The 22,403-nt window shown below is 62.6% G+C and carries 20 protein-coding genes; 12 read left to right on the top strand and 8 right to left on the bottom strand.

Features of this window, described 5'->3' with window-relative positions:
• Window position 1: 1 nt before the first annotated feature.
• From CUU80_RS00955 to CUU80_RS00935, 5 genes are read right to left on the bottom strand one after another with little or no spacing between them, the layout of a single operon-like run.
• Window positions 2-1,462 (bottom strand): antirestriction protein ArdA, encoded by a 1,461-nt coding sequence (locus CUU80_RS00955; protein WP_100495481.1) that lies wholly within the window; start codon window positions 1,460-1,462, stop codon window positions 2-4.
• The gene (locus CUU80_RS10920) at window positions 1,459-2,457 is read right to left on the bottom strand and encodes a hypothetical protein (RefSeq protein ID WP_239519409.1); all 999 of its coding nucleotides are present in this window, start codon (window positions 2,455-2,457) and stop codon (window positions 1,459-1,461) included. The genes CUU80_RS00955 and CUU80_RS10920 overlap by 4 nt, the downstream gene beginning before the upstream one ends.
• 39 nt (window positions 2,458-2,496) lie before the next feature.
• Window positions 2,497-3,399, bottom strand: a complete 903-nt coding sequence (locus CUU80_RS00945) for a PcfB family protein (protein ID WP_100495480.1) — start codon at window positions 3,397-3,399, stop codon at window positions 2,497-2,499.
• Between the two features lie 51 nt (window positions 3,400-3,450).
• A complete protein-coding gene (locus CUU80_RS00940) occupies window positions 3,451-4,902 on the bottom strand; it encodes a relaxase/mobilization nuclease domain-containing protein (RefSeq protein WP_055427654.1) in 1,452 nt (483 codons plus the stop codon).
• Complete coding sequence (locus CUU80_RS00935; protein WP_055427653.1) at window positions 4,893-5,297, bottom strand: MobC family plasmid mobilization relaxosome protein; 405 nt, start codon at window positions 5,295-5,297, stop codon at window positions 4,893-4,895. The genes CUU80_RS00940 and CUU80_RS00935 overlap by 10 nt, the downstream gene beginning before the upstream one ends.
• A gap of 288 nt (window positions 5,298-5,585) precedes the next feature.
• On the opposite strand from CUU80_RS00935, the gene CUU80_RS00930 reads away from it, so the two are divergent.
• Window positions 5,586-6,092 carry a hypothetical protein gene (locus tag CUU80_RS00930; protein WP_133119378.1) on the top strand — a complete coding sequence of 169 codons (507 nt, stop codon included), beginning with the start codon at window positions 5,586-5,588 and terminating at the stop codon, window positions 6,090-6,092.
• Window positions 6,093-6,120: 28 nt separating this feature from the next.
• On the top strand, window positions 6,121-6,453 hold the full coding sequence (locus CUU80_RS00925) for a hypothetical protein (protein WP_055427651.1): 333 nt from the start codon (window positions 6,121-6,123) through the stop codon (window positions 6,451-6,453).
• A gap of 116 nt (window positions 6,454-6,569) precedes the next feature.
• Here the strand turns inward: CUU80_RS00925 and CUU80_RS00920 are convergent, their stop codons facing one another.
• Together CUU80_RS00920 and CUU80_RS00915 are read right to left on the bottom strand one after the other, a co-directional pair.
• Entirely contained in the window at window positions 6,570-8,129 is a 1,560-nt protein-coding gene (locus CUU80_RS00920) for a ParB/RepB/Spo0J family partition protein (RefSeq protein WP_100495478.1), read from the bottom strand.
• 87 nt (window positions 8,130-8,216) lie between these two features.
• The gene (locus tag CUU80_RS00915; protein ID WP_133119377.1) at window positions 8,217-8,834 is read right to left on the bottom strand and encodes a DUF4192 family protein; all 618 of its coding nucleotides are present in this window, start codon (window positions 8,832-8,834) and stop codon (window positions 8,217-8,219) included.
• A gap of 468 nt (window positions 8,835-9,302) precedes the next feature.
• Here CUU80_RS00915 and CUU80_RS00910 point away from each other — a divergent pair, with 468 nt between their 5' ends.
• Window positions 9,303-10,016, top strand: coding sequence for a YqcI/YcgG family protein (locus CUU80_RS00910; RefSeq protein WP_100495476.1), 714 nt, complete (start codon window positions 9,303-9,305; stop codon window positions 10,014-10,016).
• A complete protein-coding gene (locus tag CUU80_RS00905; protein WP_100495475.1) occupies window positions 10,013-10,861 on the top strand; it encodes an EamA family transporter in 849 nt (282 codons plus the stop codon). The genes CUU80_RS00910 and CUU80_RS00905 overlap by 4 nt, the downstream gene beginning before the upstream one ends.
• Window positions 10,862-10,918: 57 nt before the next feature.
• On the opposite strand, the gene CUU80_RS00900 is transcribed toward CUU80_RS00905, so the two are convergent.
• Window positions 10,919-12,244 carry an ABC transporter substrate-binding protein gene (locus CUU80_RS00900; RefSeq protein WP_100495474.1) on the bottom strand — a complete coding sequence of 442 codons (1,326 nt, stop codon included), beginning with the start codon at window positions 12,242-12,244 and terminating at the stop codon, window positions 10,919-10,921.
• 233 nt (window positions 12,245-12,477) lie between these two features.
• Between CUU80_RS00900 and CUU80_RS00895 the strand changes: the two genes are divergently transcribed.
• From CUU80_RS00895 to CUU80_RS00855, 8 genes are all read left to right on the top strand, one after another.
• Window positions 12,478-13,593, top strand: coding sequence for an ROK family protein (locus tag CUU80_RS00895; RefSeq protein WP_094729296.1), 1,116 nt, complete (start codon window positions 12,478-12,480; stop codon window positions 13,591-13,593).
• Between the two features lie 131 nt (window positions 13,594-13,724).
• The gene (locus tag CUU80_RS00890; protein WP_094667170.1) at window positions 13,725-14,654 is read left to right on the top strand and encodes an ROK family protein; all 930 of its coding nucleotides are present in this window, start codon (window positions 13,725-13,727) and stop codon (window positions 14,652-14,654) included.
• Window positions 14,655-15,050: 396 nt separating this feature from the next.
• Complete coding sequence (locus CUU80_RS00880; protein ID WP_207760057.1) at window positions 15,051-16,361, top strand: sugar ABC transporter substrate-binding protein; 1,311 nt, start codon at window positions 15,051-15,053, stop codon at window positions 16,359-16,361.
• Window positions 16,362-16,371: 10 nt separating this feature from the next.
• Window positions 16,372-17,307, top strand: a complete 936-nt coding sequence (locus tag CUU80_RS00875; RefSeq protein WP_164514759.1) for a carbohydrate ABC transporter permease — start codon at window positions 16,372-16,374, stop codon at window positions 17,305-17,307.
• Window positions 17,308-17,309: 2 nt separating this feature from the next.
• Window positions 17,310-18,182, top strand: coding sequence for a carbohydrate ABC transporter permease (locus CUU80_RS00870; protein WP_100495472.1), 873 nt, complete (start codon window positions 17,310-17,312; stop codon window positions 18,180-18,182).
• Between the two features lie 132 nt (window positions 18,183-18,314).
• Window positions 18,315-20,351 (top strand): beta-N-acetylhexosaminidase, encoded by a 2,037-nt coding sequence (locus CUU80_RS00865; RefSeq protein WP_100495471.1) that lies wholly within the window; start codon window positions 18,315-18,317, stop codon window positions 20,349-20,351.
• Window positions 20,352-20,529: 178 nt separating this feature from the next.
• Entirely contained in the window at window positions 20,530-21,195 is a 666-nt protein-coding gene (locus CUU80_RS00860; RefSeq protein WP_033889832.1) for a response regulator transcription factor, read from the top strand.
• On the top strand, window positions 21,192-22,370 hold the full coding sequence (locus CUU80_RS00855) for a sensor histidine kinase (protein ID WP_243388583.1): 1,179 nt from the start codon (window positions 21,192-21,194) through the stop codon (window positions 22,368-22,370). The genes CUU80_RS00860 and CUU80_RS00855 overlap by 4 nt, the downstream gene beginning before the upstream one ends.
• The last annotated feature ends 33 nt before the right edge of the window (window positions 22,371-22,403 follow it).

The raw sequence follows: 22,403 nt of genomic DNA, 5'->3' as shown, positions 1-22,403 counted from the left end.
CTTATCGGTTGCGGGTCTTCGTCCGGTCCGGCGTGGACGGATGGGCTGTGGGGTCGTCGGCGCGCTGGCTGGCCCGTTGGCGTATGCCGTCGAGCACCGCGTCCCTGCCTTTCGACATGTTCGGCTCTTCCTCTTTCGCCGATTTGGGGTTGAAGGAGGTGATGGGTGCGGGCAGCGCGTATCCCTGGTCGATCGGGGTGATGCCGTCGGCGGGGTCGAGTTCGCCGGCGGGTCTGGCGCCCATGGTTTCGGCGAGTATCGAGGCGGCGTCGCCGCGCCCGGTCCGGTCGGCGATGATGCGTTGGAGGGTGTCCTCCAATCCGGCGCTGATGTCGGTGGAATCGGCGGGCATGATGCACTGGTAGACGGGTGCTCCCCAGTTCGTCGCCGTGCCGGCGAGCGTGTATTCCATGATGCGTTCGCTGGGTTCGAGCAGTGATTCGAGCCGGAACGGTTCCCGTGCCGGCATCTGGTCGGGATTGGCGTGTTCTGCTGCGTGTTCGGCGACGAGTCGGGCGAACGTGGCCGAGCCTGAGGGCATGTCGCCGTCCAGCTGGTCGGCCACCGGTTTGACGAGGCCTTGGACCTGTCGGCGCAGGGTGTCGCCATCGGTGTCGTTGGCCTGCATGATGCGTTCGGTGATGCGCTCCGTGCCGTCCGATCGCATCACGTTGTCGTGCGTGTCTCCCCAGCGCTCGATCATCCGCATCGCGTCGGGGGTCGACTGCGTCGTGGCGTCGAGACCGGGCTCGTCGTCGGTGTAGGCGTCGATGATCTGCTTGAGTTCCGTGCCGGAATACCGTTTGGTGTCGGGGATGGTGGCGTCGATCAGGAACCCGTGGTCGGCGAGGGTGACGTTGTCGTTGATGACGGCGTCGCGCCCGTATTTCGCCACGTCGAAGTACATGCCGTATGGTCCGTCAAGGAGTTTCGCGAGTTCCGTGCTTTGGTTGACGCAATGCCAGCCGTACATCTCGTCCAGGTCGGGCGTGTTCTCCTGCGTGATGCCTTGCGGCGGGTCGTAGGTCATGTATTCGATGTCCTCGGATTGGACGAGCAGGTTCGCCAGTCCGATCGGGTCGTGCACGCCGTTCATATCGGCCGCCAGCCGTACAGCCTCCAATGCTTCGGGCTGGTCTTGCGCGAAGATCCGGGCGGCTTGCGCGAGCGTGTTCAGGGCGTGGAGGTCTTCGTATTCGCCGGGCCGGTAGTCGAGTGCGGCGAGCAGGCCCGTGTATTCGTGGTCGAAGATGCCGTATTCCTCATAGGTGACGCCTCCTTGGCGTCCGATCTCATAGGCTTGCTGCGCGTCGAGCGTCAGTCCTACCTGTTCGGTGAGGAACCGGTCGATCCGCTGCTCGTCCGTGGGCAGGCGCAGCCATCCGCCGATGAGCGTGCCCTCGTTGTATCGGCCGAGGTTGCCTACCCATACGTTGATCGTCAGATCGTCTTCCGCCATCATCGGCTCCTTGTCTGTGTTTGCGTCTGCGTTCTTGCCTGCGCGGTGGATGGTGTTTGCGCGCGGCGTTCGGCCCTGTCCTTGATGGCGTCGAGCGTCCGGCTCTTGCCGGCCGGCCGGGATTGCGCGGCCGCCGGTTCGGGGTTTTCCGGGCCGGGTGCTGCTGGTGGTTCCTCGCCGGCTGGGGTGCCGGTGGTGGCGGTGACCGGTTTGTTTTCGGCGTGCTGCCTCGCATAGGCCATGCGTTGCGCTTTGACGGCGCGGCACAGCTGCCATGCGTCGTCGATGCGCATGGTCTCGCGTTGCTCGCCTTTGCCACGCCACAGTTCCACCGGTTCGCCGGGTTTGAAGCTGACGGTCACGTCGCGCCCGTTCAGTTTGGCGTCCCTCGCATGGTCGGTCAGGAAGCGGTCGAGCTGCCATCCGGTCAGGTCCACGCCGCGGATGCTGGTGCCCTGCGGTATCGCCACGCGCATCTTGTCGAACATGCGCCCGTCCTTGGAGGTCATCCGGTACAGGTGCACGTAGCTGTTGGGGAAGTTCACGCGCGGCCAGATCTCCCTTGTTCTTCCACCGGCCGCGGGTTGCGCCGTCTGCTCGCCGCCGGGCCGGCCGACAGCCGTCTCGTTCCGCCTCGGCTCCGGGACCGGGACCTGCGCGTTCCCGGGCTGCTCGGGCTGCCATCGCGTCGGCGTCTGCATGGCGTCGGGCGTGTTCCATGATGGTGCGGCCTGCGTGCGGATGCGTTGGGCGATCTCGTCGGAGGCCTGATCGAGGTCCGGCGCAGGGAAGCTGATCGAGGCGTCGGGCCATGCCTGGTTGTGGCGTCGGATCGCGTCATCGACGACCATGCGGGCGACCTGGCCCAGCCGATTGTCCTGCGGCATGCCGGCGGCCGCGTATTGCTCGCCGCGTCGTGCGATGTCCGCCAGGGCCTGCCGGTCGTTGTCGATGAGGTTGTCCATGAGCCAACGCGCGTTGGCTGAAAGCTCGGGCATGACGATGCTCCTTTCCGGTCATGGTCGTCGCGCATCCGTTCACCGGGTGCGGGTGCGTTGCTTCGAGGGCGCGGTGCGGCGTTGCCCTTCGATGCGTTTGCCGGCCCGCGTGCGGATGTCGTTCAAGGTCTGCTGCTTGGTTTTGGGGCGGCGCACGCCGCCGTCCGGGGCGGGGATGTCCATGCGGTTCCAGTCCAGGCCCCGTGAGCGTGCGGTCAGGGTTTCGATAGTGTCGGCGATCCGTCTGGCCTGGCCGGCCGGGTAGGTGAAGCGCACCGTGTCGTCGGCGACCCGTTGCGTGTGGTGGGGTATGTGGAGCCGGTCGAGCTGGTCGGTGATGATCGCAGCGTCACGGTCCCAGGGCACCGTGCGGAAGTCAAACCGGCCGTTCGATGGCGATTCGGCGTCGAAGGCGAGGCGCAGCGCGTCGTCGGAGGGTTCGAGGAACGGATTCGGCTCCTCTCGTTCCGGTGCCGGCATTGTCTCCGTGGCCGGCCGTGCGGGATCGGCGTCGCCGGGTTCGGGAATCGTGGCGGTCTCCTGCCGGGCGAGTTCCCGGTTGAGGCGTTCGACGATGCGTGAGACGACGTGGTTGACCTCGTCGGCGTCCTTGCCTTGGAAGTGGAGGAAGGTGCGGCCGGTGTCGCGGTCGTGCTCGATGTGGAAGGTGATGCCGGCCTTTTTCAGGTCGTGTTCGAGCTGTCGGGCGTATCGTCCGGTGACTTCCTGCACGTTGATCGGCTCGCCGGTGCGATGCAGGGTCTTGCCGTCCACCTTGCCGGTGGTCCTGATACGCCGTAATGTCTCGCCGGTGGCATGCACGCCGATGCCGAGCAGGTGCAGCGCCTTGTCGAGCCCGTATTTGGTCACGTCGATGATGACGCGCGTGCCTTGCTCGCTGACGCGCATCATGAGTTCCTGTGCCTGGTCCTCGGCCGCCATAGGATTCTCCCGTCATCCGTCGTGGTTCGTTGCGTTCCAGCTTCCGCCGGCTCACCGGTTCCTGCGGCGGACACGATGCCCGCCATCGCGGCGTTGCGCGCGCCGTGCGCCGTCGGAGCGTTCGGCGGTTGGCGTGGTGCGGGCGATGAGCCGGCGCAGGGCGAGGGCGTCGGAGGCCAGGCCACGGGTCTCCTGCTCCTCGATGGCGAGCTGGGCCTCCAGTCCCGTGGCGTCGGCTCCCTGATCATGGTTGTCGGCGATGAGCGCGATCAGGGCGCGCATGTGCTTCGCGTTGAGTTCGACGGAGTCGGTGAGTCGGCCGAGCGTCGCCAGCCGGCCGTCGCCTTCGTCGATGACCTGGGCGAGCACCTTGAGCTCGCGCAGGCTGTCGGCGAGCCGGTCGCAGGCGATTGCCTGACGCAGCGCGCGCCCGTTCACGCCGGTCAGGTCCCGGCCGTCGAACCGTTGACGGCAGTAGTCCTCCAGTCGCAGCGTGGGCCGCGCGAACCATGCGTACAGGCCCTCGCAGTCCGTTGAACGTGCATAGCCGCCGTTCTCGTCGGTGAGCACCTGTCTGACGTCGTCGGACAGGTAGGCGTGCCAGATCCTTCCGTCACGCACGAGCCGGTCGCACGGTATGGACAGGCGCAGGCGTCCGTGCGTGCCGGGCACCCGAACGGTCACCGCCGTATCCGTCCGACGGGCGATCATGGCCTCGTGGAAGGTGATCTCGCTGAGCGTGCGCCGGTGGATCTTGCCCATGATGGCGAGCATGTTGTATGCCACGCCCAGTCGCCGGTCTCGGATTCCGCGGGTCTGCCCGCATGGCGTGTAGGTGATGCGTCCGCCGCGCACGGTCGCGTTGACGCCGAGCGTCGCGAGTTCGCGGCGGAAGCCCGCGAAGTCATGGGCGTTCATGCAGGCCGTGTCGATGCTGGTGCGCAACCGGTCCTTGATGTTGCCGCCTCTGGCGCTCAGATGGAGTTCCCCGATCGACGGGGCCACGCGCCCGGACCGTTCCGGCATGAGGGTGTGCAGCCCGTATTCGCGGCACAGCCGGTCGCTGATCTTCCGCCATTCGCCCAGGGTTCCTTTCCTCAGACGCAGGGCCTTGCCCGTGATCCGGTCTGCCGGGCAGATGAGGATGTGGTTGTGCATGTGGGATCTGTCGGTGTGGGTGGCAATCACGTAGTCGTGCGTGCCTCCGGTGATCTCCCGGACGAACCGTTCCCCGATCAGATGCGCCAATCGGGGCGTGACCTGGTCGGTGGGATCGAACGATTGGATCACATGCAGCGCCAACACGGCCCCCTGCCGGCGTGAGCCGCCTTTCGTGGCGTCCAACGCACATTCGAAGCCTCGGGCGATGGACTCGGCGTCCGTGATGTCATCGCCGACGGTGGTCGAGGCCCACCGGTAGCCGTCGGTCTTGGCCGGGTTCGTCACGTAGGCGATGCTGCGGGCAAGCGTGCTTTTGATCTTGCCGATCTTGACTACAGCCATTCGGGCACCCCTTTGGGGTCAACGTCGGTCTCCACCCGGATGCGCAGGCCCGCGACCAGCCGTTCCGCCTGGCGCAGCTCGTCGAACACGCGCGAGAGCATGGCCAGGTCCGTCTCCCGCGTGGTGTTCGCGTGACGGGCGATCTGGTTGACGTTGTTGCCGATCCTCGCCAGTTGGGCGCTCACGTCATGCAGGTTCGCGGGCACGGTGATGTTGACGCGGTGGGCGCATCTGATCCTGTTGCGGGCGAACGCCATCCATCCCACGGGCCTGAGCCCGGCCTGGATGCGCTGACGGTTCTCCACTTTGAGCGAGTCCGCCACCCACCGCCATTCCTCCTCGCTGAACGTGACCGCCTTGCGGATCGTCCTGGAACGGTTGCCTTTCCAACCCATCGGCGCCTCCTCATATCGGGTTCCACGGGTGTCCCGCGATCGGCCCCGAGCCTCGCGGGGCCGCGCCGGTGTACGTACACCGGCGATGCTTGCTACACACCAACCGCCCCTCCGGGGAGGGGATGGTTGCGCACCGGTCAGTTTCGCCTTGGCGCCACGCCATGCGCGGCGGACTTCAGGTCACGTTTCGCATGCCGACGCCGGTTCCGTTTCGTGTCCGCCGGCATCATTGCCGGCGTCGTTCTACGATGCGGGGCAGTGAAGAACAATCACCGTGAGGAGACCGTCATGGCGAAGCCGAGGGAACGCAACCGGGCGATGCGCGCCATCGCCGACAACGCATTGGATGCCGAGTTGGAGGCGCTTCGGCGCAAACGCGGCGAACTGTCGCGTTTGGGTATCCTGCTGGACGATATGCGCTGGGCCGCGGAACGATTCCGTGACGCCGCCCAATCGTTCTGCGACGACCATCACATGCCTCGCGCCCAGCTCGTGCGCACGCTCAGGATGGAGCCAAGGGAGACGGGCATGGCGTTCCATGCCGTCACGCCCGACTACGGGCAGGCCAATCCCGCCGATAGTCACGGCGAAATCCATGATGACGAGGATTCGTCCCTCGAATCCGACGGCCGACCGGCATCCGCCGTCGATACACCGGAGATTGCCCTGACGGAAGACAACGCCGCAACGGCGAATGCGGCCGATGCCGGTGACGCCGGAGAATCCGGTTCGATTGGATTGGACCCGGAGGGATTGCGATTCGGTTTCCCGCGTCCTGGCGGCTACGCTGGATGACATTGGCTACATACGGGAGGTGACGGCGATGCCGATGCTGCTGGTGATGCTTGGCCTGTCGCTGGCGACGGGCGTGATACGCATGCTGATGCGTGGCGTGGCCTCGTGCCTTGCCCTGTTCGCGCACCCGTTGCGGCTCGTGGTGTTCCTCGTGAACTCCGTGTTCACGGCGTTCGCCATGCTGTCGGGATTGCTCATGCTGGCGTTCCTGCTCATGCATTTCCTCGCCGGCTCGGACGCTCCGGCATTGGACGGCTCGTTCGCGTTGATCGTCGCCACGTTTCTCACGGCCGTGCTTGCGAGCATGCTCATGGATTGGTGCGACGCGCGGCTCCGACGACGCTCCTCCCGCCACGGCTGAACGTCACCCGCCGCCGCTTGGCTCCGGAAGGCGCGGGCGCGCATGCGCCGTCACGTTTCGCCATTCGCGCCCGGACGGGGGCGGAACCCGTATTCCGGTTCCGCCCCGTCCGTCGCTTATTCGGCGTCGTCCGGCTCGCCGGATGCGTCGTCGGCTTGCGACGCCCCATCGTCGTCCGGTTCGCTGTCCTGCCCTATGCCGGTATCCTCGCCATTGTCGTCGTCATCGATTGGTACGAGGGAGCCGTTGAGGGCTTCGGCTTCCGTGTCCGAGGTGCGGTAGCCGAGTGTTTCCAACGCCTCGTACAACGGTGCGGCGTGTTCCGCGATGGTCGCCGCGTCACGCCACGTTTCCCAGCTGACGCGCTCTTCGGCCAAGGCGTAGAGCAGTCCGAACGCGGCCCGTTGCGGGTCGCCGGCAATCATCGCGGTGACGGACTCGCGTAACGGGTCTTCGGCCTCGTCCTCCGGCTTTGCATCATCGGCGTCGTCGCCCGCCGTGCCGATGCCGGTGATTTGCTCCCAGACGTCCTCGGCATGACTGTTCCATTGGTCGAATCCCTCGGTGAGCGTATCGAGCGCGAATCTCGCGGACAGCAGGGCGACGGCTTTGCCGATGCCCTTCGGCTGGGATTTCAGTTCCATGAGATGCGTCACGAACGCGATGCGCAAATCACGGCTTGCCCGCGCGAACTCCTTGGCCGGTGCCGTCTCGCGTTCCTCGCGTTCCCGTTCCTCGCGCCAACGCGCCTCACGCGCCTCGCGGGCCGCGGTCTCGGCCTCCTCGTCCACGGTTTCGTACAGGGCGATGCCGCGCGCCCATGACGCGCCTTCGGCCCGCACTCCCACGACGGGCGTGGCTCCGTCATGGGAGTCGCGCCATGCGTCGATGGCCTTGGCAATGTCGCCCGTGGTCAGCATCGTGGTGCGACGCAATCCCTTTGGCGAGTCATACCAGTTGTCCGCGTTCGGCTGTTCGTCGGCCGCGTCGATGCCCATGCGTTCCAATTCGGCTCGTGCCGTGTCGAGCCATTCGCGCCATGTTCGCTCCTGCCGGGCGTGCTTGACGGCCATGTTCCAGTTCTTGCCGCCTGCCGCCTCGGCGAGCCGTTCCTGAAGGTCTGGATGCCGGTCGAAGTCGGCGATGGTCTCCCAGTCGTCGATACTCAGCTGGGCTGTTCCGGCCTTGCTTCGCACGTTCTCGCCGATGGCGGCTATCTTCAGGCGTCGGCGCACCAATGACGTGGAACGGCCGGTGCGTTGCGCCGCCTCGTCCACGCCCACGCCCAAATCGAGAAGCCCCTGATAGCCGTCGGCCTCCTCGATGACGGTCAGGTCGGCGCGCTGGCTGTTCTCCACGAGCATGAGCTCGCGTTGCTCCCGTTCCGACAAATCGGCCACCACGGCGGGCACCCAGCTCAATCCGGCGAGTTTGGCGGCGGCGAGGAGGCGATGCCCGATGACGAGCAGGTAGCGTCCCTGCGGCGTGGGAGTGACGAGCAGGTTCTGCCGGATGCCCTGCGCGCGTATCGAATCCGCGAGTTCCGACACATCGCCCACGTCACGGCGCGGGTTCGCGGGGTTCGGATCGATAAGTCCCACGTCCAGCATGACGATGTTCGATTCCTCCATGCCCTCGTCGGCCGATACGGGACGTTCGATGATTGCGGTTTCCATGATTGTCTCCTTGAAAAACAGATGATTGGGGATTGGCTGGGGCTTCCGGAATCGGAAGCCCCAGCCAGATGAATCCACGGCCGACGCTCAGTGGCGGCGGCGTTCCGTCCACGCGGGGCGGATGCCGTGTTCGCTGGCCGCGAGCACGAGGGATGCCAGCGAGCAGTCGTCGTCCAAGGCCAAGGCCTTGAGCGCGCGCACCGCGGCGGCGGTCGAACGGTCGGCCATCCACAGCAGGTACGCGCACGACGCCATCGGCTGTGCCTTGTATCCGTCCGGGGCGTCGGCCGTCACCGATTCCAGCAACGCCGTCGCGCGTTCCCCGCGTCTCGTGTCCGGCTGATAGGCGGCGTCCTTGAACGCCCGTGACAGTTCGCGCATGACCACGGCCGCCGACTCCATCGAATGCGGCTGGGCGTACAGCATGTGCAGTTCGCCGCCGCTCATTTCGCGCAAAGATGCGAGTATCAGCGCGTCCCGCATGCTCAGGCACTCGGTCATCAGCACCGCCAGCGTGACGCGCTCCTCATGGGAGAAACCGCCCTCGTCGCGCGACAACAGGCCGTTCCACCTGTCCATCAGGGGCGCGAACCACTTGTCGGCCGCTTCCGCCGGTCCAAGTTCACGCCGGTCCTGAAGGAACCCGTCGCGTACGCGCTTCGCCAGTCCGGTTCCCGCCGTGCGGGTATCCACCATGTCGTTCATGTCCATCGGTCCTTTCCGTGTGGTTTCCATTTCGGACACCACCCGCCTGCCATGCGCGCAGGCGGAGAGACCGGAGGCGTGGACCGCGACGATCCGGGCCGTAGCGAAGACGGCATGCTGGTTCGCCGTCGCAGCGCAGGCACGGGAGCGGCGCGGGACACGGCGCAGGGAACGCAGACGGAGCGCATGGCATGCTGGTGGTGGCCGCAAACCCTTCGTCAGATTCCGCGCGGCCCACCGCCGCGAGCATGCGAGCGGCCAGACAGCACGGTCATGCGCACAGCGCATGGCCCGGGGCCGCGTTCCCGCGCCGATTGCGGAGAGTATGTCGAACAGCCCCGCCTGGAGCATTCTCTCCACAAGCGGCGCGGATGTCATCTATAGATGACATAGCATCCCAAAACGAACTATCAAGAAGACACACCTGGCATCATTTGACGTAAATCAGTTTCATTTACAGGAGGGGATATGACTACTGATTCTTCCGACAAAAGTGCGCTTTTTGATATCCACACAGCACCAGCAAAAGCGATGAAATATCTACGGGAATTTGACGAAGCTGTTCAAAGCAAGGGGTTCCCGTGTATTTTTGCACCATTGGCGTTCCGACACAATGATTTATTGTTTGGTCTTGCTGATGTTTCAGCAGGATATCAGCAAATAGCACTGTTGTTCAATGCGGCAGTTCAATCAATCATGAAAAATTCGAATCAGACAATTGTTCTTTGGATTGAAGGAGCGGGTACCAATAATCTTGAAGAAGATAAGAATTTAGCTTCCGCTATTCTCAAGGAACTACTAACAGCGGATCAGACACCTTGGCCTGCTTCCGCACCTACCAATCCAAACGATCCCAATTGGGATTTTTGGTATGGAGGTGTTGATTTCTTTATCAATTTCAGTACCCCACATCACGTTAAACGCCGTAGTCGCAATCTGGGAAGTGCTTTCACGCTGGTAATTCAATCGCGATCTACTTTTGACCATATTGGTAAGAACCCGATGCAGATACGTCATCGTATTCGTGAACGTATTGCACAATATGACGCAATTTCAATTTCCCCGGCTTTAGGAGAACACGGTAACGCTCCGGAATTGCCGCAGTTCTTCCTAGGCGACGATAATATCGAGGCATCCATGCTGCTGACCGAACAGGATATTCTCAGCCGAATCAAACGATGAAATCTATAAATACCCGAGACAAAATACTGCTCGCAACAGGCATGGTGACAGTCGGCTCGTTGGGCATCCAGACCTCTTCGTCCCTGTCGGCGTCGTTGTTCGATGCGTTGGGTCCGATTCCGGTCAGTTCGATGCGTATGCTTGTCGCCGCGGTCGTCATGCTCGCGCTCATCCGTCCGAAACTCGCGGGCCGGTCGAAAGGCGAATGGTTGGGCATCGTGGTCTACGGGCTGGCGATGGCGGCGATGAACGTCTGCCTGTACTCGGCCATCGACCGCATCCCGATGGGCGTGGCCGTCACCCTGGAATTCCTCGGCCCATGCGTGGTCGCCCTGGCCGGATCTCATCACTGGCGCGAGGGACTGTGCGCGGTGGTCGCGCTGGTGGGTGTGGGATTGATCTCGTTCACGCCGGGAGGCTACTTCAACCCGGCCGGCTACCTGTTCGCCTTGGGTTCGGCCTGCTGCTTCGGCCTGTACACGCTGTTCGCCGACAAGGTCGGCAAGGGCACCGGACTGGACGGGCTCGCCCTGTCGGTCACGGTCGCCGCTCTCACCACGCTGCCGGTATCGGTCAGCCACGCCGCGCATGCGATGCCCGCCCAATGGGGCGTCATCGCCGCGTCGGCAGTGCTGGGAGTGGCGATTCCCTACACGATGGACACGCTGTCCGGGCGCATCACGTCGGCGCGCGTGGTTGGCACGCTGTTCTCCATCGACCCAGCCATGAGTGTGGTCATCGCCGCGCTGATCCTGCACCAAACCATCACTCTTACGGCCGTGTTCGGCGTCATCGTCGTCTCCCTCGCCGGAGCCCTGCTCGTATGGACAGCCGATAAAGCGTAAAAAACAAGCACAAGTGGCTGGCAAGAACAAACGCCTCCTGTCAGCCACTCTATTCCATCATTGAACGCTAAATCCTTGATCTGCGGCATAGTTCTTTAAAGCCTTTTGCCACTTGTCGGCGGCAGCCTTGAAAGTCTCCTTGCCGGAGAAGAATGATCCCATATTGTCGTTGTAGATGGAGCGGGCGTAGGGCTCGAAGGGTAGGAACTCCCATTTGCCGGTGACGTCCTTGGCGGCCCGGGAGAAGACCTCGTTGTATTTCTGGCCGCCGAAGAACTCGTTGTCGCTGCCGTCGGCGTTCCTGAGCGTGGTCTTGGCGAGGAAGTCCTTCTGGTTGAGGGTCTTGGTGGTGGCGGGGAAGCTGCCGTTGGATACGCGGGCGTCGATGCCTTCGTTGTTGGTGGTGACGTATTCGACGAACTTCTTGGCGGCGTCGAGTTTGCCGTCGGGGATCTTCTTGGTGATGGCCAGTCCGCTGCCGCCGTATTCGCCGTTGATGGGCATTCCGTCGATGGTGGGCAGGAGGGCTACGCGGAATTTGCCGGTGGCTTGGGGCACGCCCTGCAGGAGGTTGTTGGCCATCCATGCGCCGCTGATGAGGCTGGCGGTGGAGCCGTCTCCCAGGGATTTCATCCAGTCGTCGGTCCAGGTCTTCGTGTGGACGTCGATGAGGTCTTCGTCGCGCATCTTCTGCCAGAGGTTCATGAACCGCTGGGCGCCCTTGTCCTTGGTGATATTGATGGTCAGTTTGTCGTCGTTGAGTTTGTAGGCGTGGCCGCCCATGGCCCACATCATCGCGTTGAACAGGCCCGCGTCGCCGGAGTCGGAGATGATGTAGGAGCCGGTGGCGCGAATCTTCTTCGCGTCCTCGTAGAACTCGTCCCACGTGGTCGGCGGTTCGCTGATGCCGGCCTTGTCGAACACGTCCTTGTCGTAGAAGTAGGCCATCGGGCCCGAGTCGGCAGGCATCGCGTACACGCCGCCGTTGATGTTCACGGAGCTCCATGTGCCGGGGGTGAACGTCTTCTTGAGCTTGACGGTGTCGTAGACCTTGCTCAGGTCCATGAGTGTGTCCGAGTGCACGAACTGCGGGATGGCGAGGTATTCGATCAGGGTGACGTCGGGCAGGCCGTTGCCGGCCTGGGCCGCGTTGTTGAGCGCGGTGTAGGTCTCCTCGGTGCTGCCGACGTTGCTCACCTTCACCGTGATGTCGGGATTGGCCTTCATGAAGATTTTGGCGGCGCGATCGATGCTGGCGTCCCACGACCATACCGTCAGTTCGGTCTTGCCCGAGCTTGCGATTGTGTTGCCGCATCCCGCGAGCGGGATGAGCAGGGCTCCGATGGCGGCCGTGGCTATGGCTACGCGTGTGGTGTTATTCATGTTGGTCTTCTTTCCGTGCTCGACCGTCTTTGGCCGTATGCCGCAACTATTTTGTTTGGATGTCGAACATGATTATGTACAGAGATGGGAAACTTGTCAAAACACCGGGGTTTTCATATTGTCAGTCCCCTGATGGGTGTTATTCTGAAAGCCGTTCGAGGATGACGCCGGGATGTCCGTCCCGATAATGTGATTCCGCATTTCCGCAATCGTCTCACCCGAGGAGGGCTCCCATGTACGCTAAATCCAATCCCAGCGACGCAAGGGCCAACAACCGCAGACTGTTGTTCCGGCTGCTGTTCCCCGACCGGCAACTGTCGCGCGCCGACCTGTGCAAGGAGACGGGGCTCTCGCGCGCCACTGCCACGGATGTGACCGGCGAGATGATCGACGACGGCCTGCTACGTGAACTGGGGTCGGGGAAACGGGATGGCCGCGGCAAGCCGGGCACCTTGCTGGCCATCGATACGGACGTGCTTCGTCTGGTGTGCATCGATCTGTCGCGCCCGTATGTGATGACCGGCGCCGTGATGGATTTGCGGGCCAGAATCGTGGAACGTCGCGAACGTGTGCTTGATGATGGCGACCGGGTCGATCTCGACGACGTGCTTTCGCTCGTCGGTCAGATGATCCGGCTTGCCGGTTCGGGGCTTGTCGGCATCGGCGTCGCAGTCCCCGGCGTGGTCTCCGGTGCGGGGAGGGTGATCTCCAGCTCCAATCTCGGCTGGGACGACGTGGAGCTTCGCGACATGCTCGAAGGCGAGTTCTCGTTGCCGGTCCGAGTGGACAACGACGCGAACGCCGCACTGCTCGCCGACCGCTTCCTCGGGCACGGCAATCCCAACTGCCTGCTCGTGCAGATCACCCGGGGCATCGGCGCGTCGGTGCTGCTCAACGACGAGTTCGTGGATGGCGACGACCATGCGGCCGGCGAGATCGGCCATGTTGTGATCGACCCGAACGGTCCGGCATGTACCTGCGGCAAGCGCGGCTGCCTGGAGACCTACGTCTCCGCCATCGCGTTGCGCGACCGCATTCGTCAGGACCCGAATCGGCGCGCGGACATCCTGGCCGAAGCTGGTGCGAGGCTCGGCGGAGCTCTGGCCATGCCGGCGAGCCTGTTGAATCTTCATGACATCGCCGTCTACGGACCTCCCGACATCGTCGGCGAGACGCTGCTCAATGCATGCGACGAGACCGTCAACTCCTTGTCGCGGAACGACTACCAGAGCAGTATGCGGGTGCGTCGGTGTGAGCTCGGTGACGACGCCACTCTGCGGGGGCAGGCGGTCTCCGTGCTGCGCGAGATCGTGGGCAGGCGCGGGCTGTCCGCGGCGGCCTCGTCCTGACGCCACGTGCGTCCCGCCGCCAAGCGCGCGTGGCGTGGTGTATCATCGCTTCCCGAATCCAATATGTAAGGATTCCGAACATAATGGCGGGCGGACGAAACAGGAGTCCGCCCTCGGGAACGGAGATCGTCATGACGATGAATGCCAGTGGTACGCCGGAAACAGAGAACCTGCGCGTCGGCGTGGATGTCGGCGGAACGAAGATCGAGGCGGTGCTGACCGATGCGGCCGGCACGGTTCTCGCATCCGCGCGCAAGGCAGCCCGGAAAGGCGGTGACGAGGTCGTGGAGGATGCGGTAGCCATCGTGCGGCAGGTGGCCGGAATGCGGTTCGATGAGGTGAGATCGGTGGGCATCGGCATCCCCGGGCTGGTGCACCGCGACACCGGGCGCGTGGAGAACGTGGTCAATCTCGGAATTGAGAACCTGGAGCTGGGAGGTCGCGCATCCGGCATGCTCGGCCTTCCCGTGTGGGTGGACAACGATGTGAACGCCGCGGCGCTGGGGGCCTATGGAACGCTGCCCGACCGGCTCAAGCACGGCAGGATGGCGTTCGTCAACCTGGGGACGGGGCTGGCGGCCGGCTTCGTTCGCGCCGGTCTCGTCGAACGCGGCGACACCGGCGCCCTCGGGGAGATCGGCCACCTGCCGGTGGACCCCAACCGCATGGCGTGCAAATGCGGTCAGCGCGGATGCCTGGAGACCGCATGCTCGGGAGGGGGCCTGCGGCGCATGTGGCCCGTCGCGGATCCTCCGCTGCCCGACATCCTCGCGAGGGCCGACGGCGGCGATGGCGAAGCGGAACGGGTTCTTGGCATCGCGCTGCATGCCCTCGCCGACGTCGTGCAGATCGTCGCCCAGGCCGCGGATCCTTCGGTCATCGTCATCGGAGGCGGTGTTTCCCGCGCCGGGTCCCCGTTGCTTGATGCGCTGCGCGGGGAACTGCGCAACAGGGAGGCCTCCAGCGGATTCATCGCGGGTCTGCGGCTGACGGAACGCCTGCGGCTCGCCGATGCGTCGATTCCGATCGGCGCGCTCGGAGCGTCCCTCATCGCCTGCTGACCAGACCCCGGTGCCGACGGACCATCGGCGCGCCGAAACCAGATTCCCCAATCTCCAACAGACGGGGTGCACCACATCCATTATTTTGTTCGACTGACTTGCAAAAAAGGTTAAGGCGTCATATCCTTGGCTCTCAAGGAGGTTGAAACCAACTACAGGAATTACGCAAGGCTTGCTAACAAAATATCCGGTCTTGCTGCGGCGCGATGCCCAGAAGTGGTGTGGCGTCATGTTCCTCGGTATCGCTACGGACGTCGGCAACGGCGTCCGTAGCGGCATCGCCCGCGCACGGCAGCGCGGGCGGATACGGACCCGGGACCGTCGTGCGCAGCGGCACGTCGCGCCATTCCTCCGAACGACGGCGTCGGGCAGGCATTCCAGGAAAAGGAAACCATCATGAGAACGAAGAGGATTTCAGCGGCCATCGCCTTGGCGGCCGCGTCGGCGCTCACCCTGTCGGGATGCTCGATGGGAGCCCCGTCCGGCGGCTCGCAGCAGGATGCATCCGCAGGCGGCAAGCTGACGGTGTGGATCATGCAGGGCGACCAGAGCGAGGACACCATCAAGGCGATCAACGAGCGGTTCACCAAGGAGACGGGCGTCAAGGTCGATGTGCAGACCCAGGTGTGGGCCGACATCAACACGAAGGTGACGACCGCGCTGTCCACGGACACGCCGCCGGACGTGATCGATCTGGGCAACACGCAGGTCGCAGGGTTCGCCGTGAGCGGCGGCCTTCTGGATCTGACGGACAAGGCCGACGACATGAGGCAGGGGCACACCTGGCTGTCCGGCCTTGAGGAGCCCGCCACCATCGACGGCAGACTGTATGGCATCCCCGCGCTGGGAGCCGCCGGCGCCGTGATCTACAACAAGAAGATGTGGTCCGCGGCCGGAATCGACAATCCTCCGAGCACGTACGAGGAGCTTGAGACCGATCTCCAGAAGCTCCGGGATGCGAACACCGACAAGGATTTCTCCCCGTTCTATATGCCGGGGCGTGATTGGAAGTCGGCGGCGCGGTGGATCTGGGATGCCGGCGGCGATTTCGCCGAACAGCAGTCGGACGGAACCTGGAAGAGCACCTTGTCGAGCGACGCCTCGCTCAAGGGCATCGACCAATGGCTGGAATTCCAGCACAAGTGGTCCTCCGAGGCGTCCCGCTCGCTGGACACCGGCAACCCCGATTTCAGCCAGCTGCTGGCCGAAGGCAAGACCGGTGCGATCCTGAACAACAGCGCCGGCATCCGCACCATCCAGCAGTACAACCCCGACCTCACGACCGACGATCTGGGATCGTTCCCCATGCCCGGCGCCAGCGGCAAGCTCCAGCCTGCGATGATGGCCGGATCGGTGTGGGGCGTCGCGCAGAAGAGCAAGCGCCAGGAGCTGGCGCTCAAGTGGATCAAGATCGCCGCGAGCCCCGAGATCCAGAAGGACTACGTGTTCGCCAAGGACGGATGGATGCCCAACTACGTCGAAGGCCTCGACGAGGTCATGAAGTCCGCGGACTTCCCGTCCTACCTGACCGGCTTCTTCGAATCGGCGAAGGACACCAAGGCCACACCGGCGTCCCCGCAATGGCAGACCATCGAGAACGACAGCTCCCTGAACTGCTTCGGAGACATCGCCACCGGCGCGACCACGGCCAAGGCCGCGGCCAAGTCGTTCGACGAGCATGCGGACTCCCTGTACGCGAAGAAGTAGGGGAAGCGTGATGAGCAATGCGCAATCGACGGCGGCCGCCGTCCCCGTGGTGAAGCGGCGTCGCAATCTGACGCCCCTGTGGCTGCTGACGCCCGCCGGCGTGATCATCGTCGCGCTGGTCGTGGTGCCGTTGGTCTTCCTAGTCTTCACGTCGTTCACGGACTTCAACCAGAAGACCCTGTTCACGGGCTCGTTCAACATCGTCGGGTTCGACCAGTACGAGAACGTGCTGACCGACCCGGAGTTCTACAAGTCGCTGGCCCGCACGTTCGGGTTCGCGGCCGCCCTCGTGGCCGGCAGCGTGCTGATCGGCATGGGCGTGGCCCAGCTGATGACCAAGCTGGGGCCGGTGATGCGCTGGCTGGTCACGTTCGTGCTGATCTTCGCGTGGGCCATGCCGAACGTGGCCTCGTCGGTGGTGTGGAAGTGGCTGTTCCAGCCGGGGTACGGCGTGGTCAACTGGCTGCTGACCCAGACCCATTTGTTCGGCGACGTGACGAACCTGTCGTGGACCGACAACACGTGGCTCGCGTTCCTGGAGATCTGGCTGCTGGTCGTCTGGCAGGCCGTCCCGTACATCGCGATCAACCTGTACGCGGCGACCACGCAGGTGGACAAGTCCTGCCTTGAAGCGGCCCAGCTGGACGGCTGTTCGAAGCTGCGCTGCTACTGGCAGATCACCGTGCCGCTGATCAAGCCGAGCCTGATGGTCATCACGATGCTGTCGGTGATCTGGGACTTCAACGTGTTCAACCAGATCTGGCTCGTCTCCCAGGGAGGCCCCCGCGAGACGACCGCGACGATCGGCATCTTCACCTACAAGAAGGCGTTCGTGTCGTTCGACATCGGCACCGGCGCCGCCGCGAGCGTGCTGGTCACGCTCATCCTGCTCGCCCTGACGAGCGTGTACATCCGCTACCTGCTCAAATCCGGGGAGGACCTGTGACCATGAATAGGGCAACCGCAAACCACGGCATCGCGCCGCGCGCCAAGCGCAGCGCATCGGCCGAGCTGCGCCGCATCGGCACGATCGTATTGGCCGTCGTGTTCTGCATCGTGTGGATCTTCCCGGTCTACTGGATGTTCGTCACGTCGATCAAGCCGCGCAACCAGATCATGACCGCCACTCCCGTGTTCTGGCCCGCGAAGCTGTCGATTGACAACTTCATGGTGGCCGTCACCCAGACCTCGTTTCTGACGAACCTGAAGAACAGCGTGATCGTGACCGCCGTGTCGATCGTCCTGTCGATCGTCCTCGCGTTCTTCGCGTGCGCGGCCCTGACCCTCTACCGGTTCCGCGGCCGCAAGGCGATCATGGTGTTCGTGCTGGCCATCCAGATGACCTCGGGCGGCATCATCCCGCAGTTCATCATCTTCAACCAGTTCGGCCTGCTCAACAAGTACAGCGGCCTGATCCTCGCGTACATCGCCATGGTCCTGCCGTTCGCGATCTGGAACATGCGCGGCTTCTTCCTGAACATCCCGAAGGACATCTTCGAGTCCGCGGCCGTCGAGGGAGCCAACGACTGGCAGATCCTGTGGAAGATCACCTTCCCCCTGGCCGCGCCCGGCATCGTGTCCACGTCCGTGTTCGCGTTCATCAACGCCTGGAACGACTACATGACCGCCTACACGTTCATGAAGGACCAGTCCAAGTACACGCTGCCCGTATGGCTCTCCTCGTTCTCCACGCCCACCATGGGCACCGACTTCGGCGGGCAGATGGCCGCATCCGTCATCTTCTCCCTGCCCGTCGTGATCTTCTTCATGATCATTCAACGCAACATCATGAAGGGCGTCACCACTGGAGCCGTCAAATAACACAAACGGAGCGATGAACAATGCGTGCGGCGCCGGGACCATTTCCGCGAGTGGTTCCGGCGCCGCGCGTCATCTCGGAACCCAAAACGCAATATACCGCAATCAAAGGTGAACCACTGAGAAAGGACTTCCATGAGCGATCAAGCAACCCTGAAGGGATGGACCATCATTCCCACGCCGCAGACCGTACAACACAAGGCGGGCGTCTCACTGCTGCCGATGTGCGGCCGAGTCAACGAGCCACGTGCGTTCGGAGACGAACGGCAGGTACTCGCAACGCAACTTGCCGACGACATCCATGCGGTTACGGGATTGGAATGGGACATCACCACGGGTGACCGTTGGCCTGGATTCATCACATTGACGACACTGGACGATCTCGATGCGCGTCCGTCCGGCGCGTACACGCTCGACATCGCCAAGGACGGCGTGACCGTCAGGGGAGCGGACTTCGAGGGCGTGCGCAACGGCGTGCAGACCCTGCGCCAGCTCATCCGCCAATGCGGCGCCGCCCTGCCCCGCCTGCACATCGAGGACCAGCCCGCCTTCGAAACGCGCGGCTACTACCTCGACGTCACCCGCGGGCGCGTCCCCACCCTCGACTGGCTCAAGACCTGGGCCGACAAACTCTGCCTCTACAAGTACAACCAGCTCCAGCTCTACGTCGAACACACCTTCCGCTTCGACGGGATGAGCGAGACCTGGCGCGGCTCCAGCCCGCTCACCCCGCGCGACATCCTCGCATTCGACGACTATTGCGCCGAACGGGGCATCGAGCTGGTCCCGTCCGTCTCCACGTTCGGGCATCTCTACATGGCCCTGCGCACACACACATTCCGCGATCTCGGAGAGTTCCCCGAAACCGCCGACGAGCCGTTCGGATTCATCGACCGCATGCGCCACCACACGCTCAACATCGGCGACGACCGCGCCTTCGACCTCTCGTGCCGGCTCATCGACGACTACCTGCAGCTCTTCCGGTCGGACAGGTTCAACATCTGCGCCGACGAGACCTTCGACCTCGGCAGGGGCCGATCCAAACCCCTCGCCGGGAGGATCGGCGTCGCCGCCATGTACGCCGACTACGTCACCCGCCTGTGCCGCCACCTCGAAACCCAAGGCAAGCAGCCGATGATGTGGGGCGACATCGCCCTCGAACACCCCGAGATCCTGGAACGACTCCCCGAAACCGTCACCCTGCTCAACTGGCAGTACGACCCGCAGGTCGACGACGGGAAGATCCGCACCGTCGCCGAATCCGGCGCCCGGCAGATCGTCTGCCCGGCCGTATGGTGCTGGAACGCGCTCCTGCCGCGCATCGACGACGCGTGGAACAACATCACCCGCATGGCCCGCTACGGCACGCAATACCAAGCGGCAGGCATGCTCGTCACCGACTGGGGCGACCTCGGCCACGTCAACGACCCGCGCATGGCCATCCCCGGCATGATCATCGGCGCACAGGAAGCTTGGAACCCGGGACGAATCCCGAACGAGGCCGACATGCTCAGCCGCATCTCCCGACTCGAATACCATGACGCCAGCGGAGAACTGCTTGATATCCTTGCTCGTGCAAGCCATGCGGCCTGCTTCCAATGGAACCACCTGATCACTTGGCTGGAACTTGATGACGGACAGGACGGCGTCAACACTGGGGTCCTGCAAACCATCCAGGGACTGCTACCGGAAGACGAACGACCGGACGACGTGGTCCGCACCCTTCAGGACGGAAGCCGGGCACCGTCACTTGCGGAATCCCGACGGATACTGCTCCGCTATCTGAAACATCACGTCACGCTCGGCGAAACCGCAGATCACCTTCTACAGACCAGTGCCCGTCGAATCTCCGCAATCGCCGCGACCTCAGGACCTTGGACCAACGGGGATGCCGCTGCATTTCGCGTAGCCATCGAGGGGCAGCGACTTCTGAACCGAGTTGGCCTCCGACTCGCGTCCGAGACCGGGGTCATTGGCACTGTGCAATCGGGTGAGGCGATTCAGCATGACGACGCGGTGAACCTTGCCGAAGCATTGGAGATCTGGATGGAGGCGTATGCGGCGCAATGGGGTATGACCAGCCGCGACTCCGAACTGCACAGACTGCAGGGAGTCGTTTTCCGGGTTGCTGAGCACCTGCGCTCAGCGAACGGAGCACGAAGCGTACTATGAGCAGCAGCGTTTCGTGAGAGGAGTCTTCATGCTACACCCAACCGATTCCTGAGCAACTAGTACCAGTACGCATTGGTGGTCTTGTCCGGCACAAGAGACCAAGGCCACCAATGTCGCCGACTTGAAACCAAACGCTTACGACGCCACCACACTTGGCCGTATCACGGATGATTGAGCAATGTATCTAGGGAAACGAATCAGAATCGCCATTGTCGATAACGACAAACTCACGCTTGGCATGATGAAACTTATGGTTAAGCAGCTGCTGCCGTTCGCCGAAATATATTGGACGGCGGCGAAAGGCAAAACGGCCATAGACAAATGCCTAGATAAGAAAACGCAGCCTGACGTTCTGCTGGTGGACATGTCCCTGGAAGACATGACCGGTTATGAGGTATGTCGGGCCATCCGTTCCAAAACACCGCAGATTGTGCTGATCGGCATAACCGCTTTCTCCTTGGAACGATATTATGTGCAGGCCTTGGAAAACGGGGCTGCGTGCTTGATGGATAAGGCGCAGGTGCGTGACGTCTGCCAAGCCCTGTGCCTGTTGGCTAACGGACAATCACCTCATGTGAAATACGAGTCATCGGAAACCGCACAGGAAGCCTATGCAAGACTGTCCAGAGAGGACAATCCGGAGCATCGATACAAAAACCTCACCAGAAGAGAGGAAGAGGTCATGAATCTGTGCGCGCTAGGATATACATCAAAGGAAATAGGAGCAAAACTCAGTATAGGGGAACCGACCGTAAAGACATACATCAAACGGGTAGTCGAGAAAATAGGTGCCAAAAACCGAACGCAAGCAGTAATCCGTTGGCTTGAAATGAAGGAAGAATGAAAGACAGGCGCGGAGCATTCATCGCTTATATAAGTCGAAATTCCACATACATCCGCTATCTTCTTCCTGCGATCAGCATTATCCTTACGCTGGCGGAAACCTGGTCCTATCCGCCAAACAGCGCAGTGACCGGCCTGCTGGTCATTATTCATATAGGCGCACTTGCGTTAATGGCATTTCGACCGATGCTGGGTGCCAATATAGTCGTGGTTTCCTTTCTTATATGCTGCCTTATACCGGATGATAGTGGGCCGAGTTTCCTGTGGGGAATCTGGCTGGCATTGGCCTATGCGGGGCTATATGTCCAACCTCCATACGGGGCGATTTACCCGCTGGCGGTATCCGCAGTGCGCATGTGGAGATTCGACGAGACCGGCACCCCGGTCAGTGAATACGTCATGCTGCTGTTCATCATGTTTTTGGTTTTCTTCGCCGGGCGAGCCGTTTCATGGAGTAATCTGGCGAATCAGGCCGAACAGGATAAACTGAGGGTCGAGAAAATGCAGCAGCATCTTGCAATGATCCGAAAGGAGAACATCGCCGCCAGCCAGATTCATGATTCCGTTACCGGAAACCTCACCTATATGGCAATATTGCTGGACAGGAAATCTCTGAATCACGAAAACGTCTTCACCGAAACGGAAGTCACGGAACTTCGCACAATGCTCGTCAAGACATTGGGAGAAGTTCGAAGCGCTATCAACTTAATGAATGGCGATGATGCAGAACACATGAACGACATGAATGCATCTTGTGCAAGTCAGATTCAAACCATTGCGGAACAAGGAGACAGAACCTTGGCGAAGCTTGGTTTTTCAGGAAAGACACGTTTGTCTTCGAACCTTCCGGAAAGCATCAATGATGATTGCTCACGCGAAATAGTGTCGTTGCTGCAGGAGCTATATACGAATACCGCCGCCCACGCAAAGCCGAACGGGGAATACTACATCTCCGTCAACTTCCACGATTCATCCATCCATATCGATCAGGTCAACGATGTGTCGGACGATAACCTGTTTCCCGATAAGCCGGCATCACGCAATGGTTTGAAGCTGCATATCGAGCGTATACGGTCTTTGGGCGGCAATTCGAGAATTTCCACTGAAGACGGGACCTGGCAGCTCCACGTCAGAATTCCCCTCGAATCAGCTTCCGATATGGCAGATCCAGTATAGTGGCGGCGGGCAACCCGGATAGATACGGGTGCT

This window comes from Bifidobacterium scaligerum (assembly GCF_002802865.1).
GTDB classification, from domain to species: Bacteria; Actinomycetota; Actinomycetes; order Actinomycetales; family Bifidobacteriaceae; genus Bifidobacterium; species Bifidobacterium scaligerum.
The sequence above is the reverse complement of the archived record's forward strand: the minus strand, read 5'-3'. Positions and strand labels throughout refer to the sequence as shown.

Coding starts and splice junctions, on each gene's coding strand:
- CUU80_RS00955 (WP_100495481.1), bottom strand. CDS start 1,462: ATGATGGCGGAAGACGATCTGACGATCAACGTATGGGTAGGCAACCTC.
- CUU80_RS10920 (WP_239519409.1), bottom strand. CDS start 2,457: ATGCCCGAGCTTTCAGCCAACGCGCGTTGGCTCATGGACAACCTCATC.
- CUU80_RS00945 (WP_100495480.1), bottom strand. CDS start 3,399: ATGGCGGCCGAGGACCAGGCACAGGAACTCATGATGCGCGTCAGCGAG.
- CUU80_RS00940 (WP_055427654.1), bottom strand. CDS start 4,902: ATGGCTGTAGTCAAGATCGGCAAGATCAAAAGCACGCTTGCCCGCAGC.
- CUU80_RS00935 (WP_055427653.1), bottom strand. CDS start 5,297: ATGGGTTGGAAAGGCAACCGTTCCAGGACGATCCGCAAGGCGGTCACG.
- CUU80_RS00930 (WP_133119378.1), top strand. CDS start 5,586: ATGGCGAAGCCGAGGGAACGCAACCGGGCGATGCGCGCCATCGCCGAC.
- CUU80_RS00925 (WP_055427651.1), top strand. CDS start 6,121: ATGCCGATGCTGCTGGTGATGCTTGGCCTGTCGCTGGCGACGGGCGTG.
- CUU80_RS00920 (WP_100495478.1), bottom strand. CDS start 8,129: ATGGAAACCGCAATCATCGAACGTCCCGTATCGGCCGACGAGGGCATG.
- CUU80_RS00915 (WP_133119377.1), bottom strand. CDS start 8,834: ATGAACGACATGGTGGATACCCGCACGGCGGGAACCGGACTGGCGAAG.
- CUU80_RS00910 (WP_100495476.1), top strand. CDS start 9,303: ATGACTACTGATTCTTCCGACAAAAGTGCGCTTTTTGATATCCACACA.
- CUU80_RS00905 (WP_100495475.1), top strand. CDS start 10,013: ATGAAATCTATAAATACCCGAGACAAAATACTGCTCGCAACAGGCATG.
- CUU80_RS00900 (WP_100495474.1), bottom strand. CDS start 12,244: ATGAATAACACCACACGCGTAGCCATAGCCACGGCCGCCATCGGAGCC.
- CUU80_RS00895 (WP_094729296.1), top strand. CDS start 12,478: ATGTACGCTAAATCCAATCCCAGCGACGCAAGGGCCAACAACCGCAGA.
- CUU80_RS00890 (WP_094667170.1), top strand. CDS start 13,725: ATGACGATGAATGCCAGTGGTACGCCGGAAACAGAGAACCTGCGCGTC.
- CUU80_RS00880 (WP_207760057.1), top strand. CDS start 15,051: ATGAGAACGAAGAGGATTTCAGCGGCCATCGCCTTGGCGGCCGCGTCG.
- CUU80_RS00875 (WP_164514759.1), top strand. CDS start 16,372: ATGAGCAATGCGCAATCGACGGCGGCCGCCGTCCCCGTGGTGAAGCGG.
- CUU80_RS00870 (WP_100495472.1), top strand. CDS start 17,310: ATGAATAGGGCAACCGCAAACCACGGCATCGCGCCGCGCGCCAAGCGC.
- CUU80_RS00865 (WP_100495471.1), top strand. CDS start 18,315: ATGAGCGATCAAGCAACCCTGAAGGGATGGACCATCATTCCCACGCCG.
- CUU80_RS00860 (WP_033889832.1), top strand. CDS start 20,530: ATGTATCTAGGGAAACGAATCAGAATCGCCATTGTCGATAACGACAAA.
- CUU80_RS00855 (WP_243388583.1), top strand. CDS start 21,192: ATGAAAGACAGGCGCGGAGCATTCATCGCTTATATAAGTCGAAATTCC.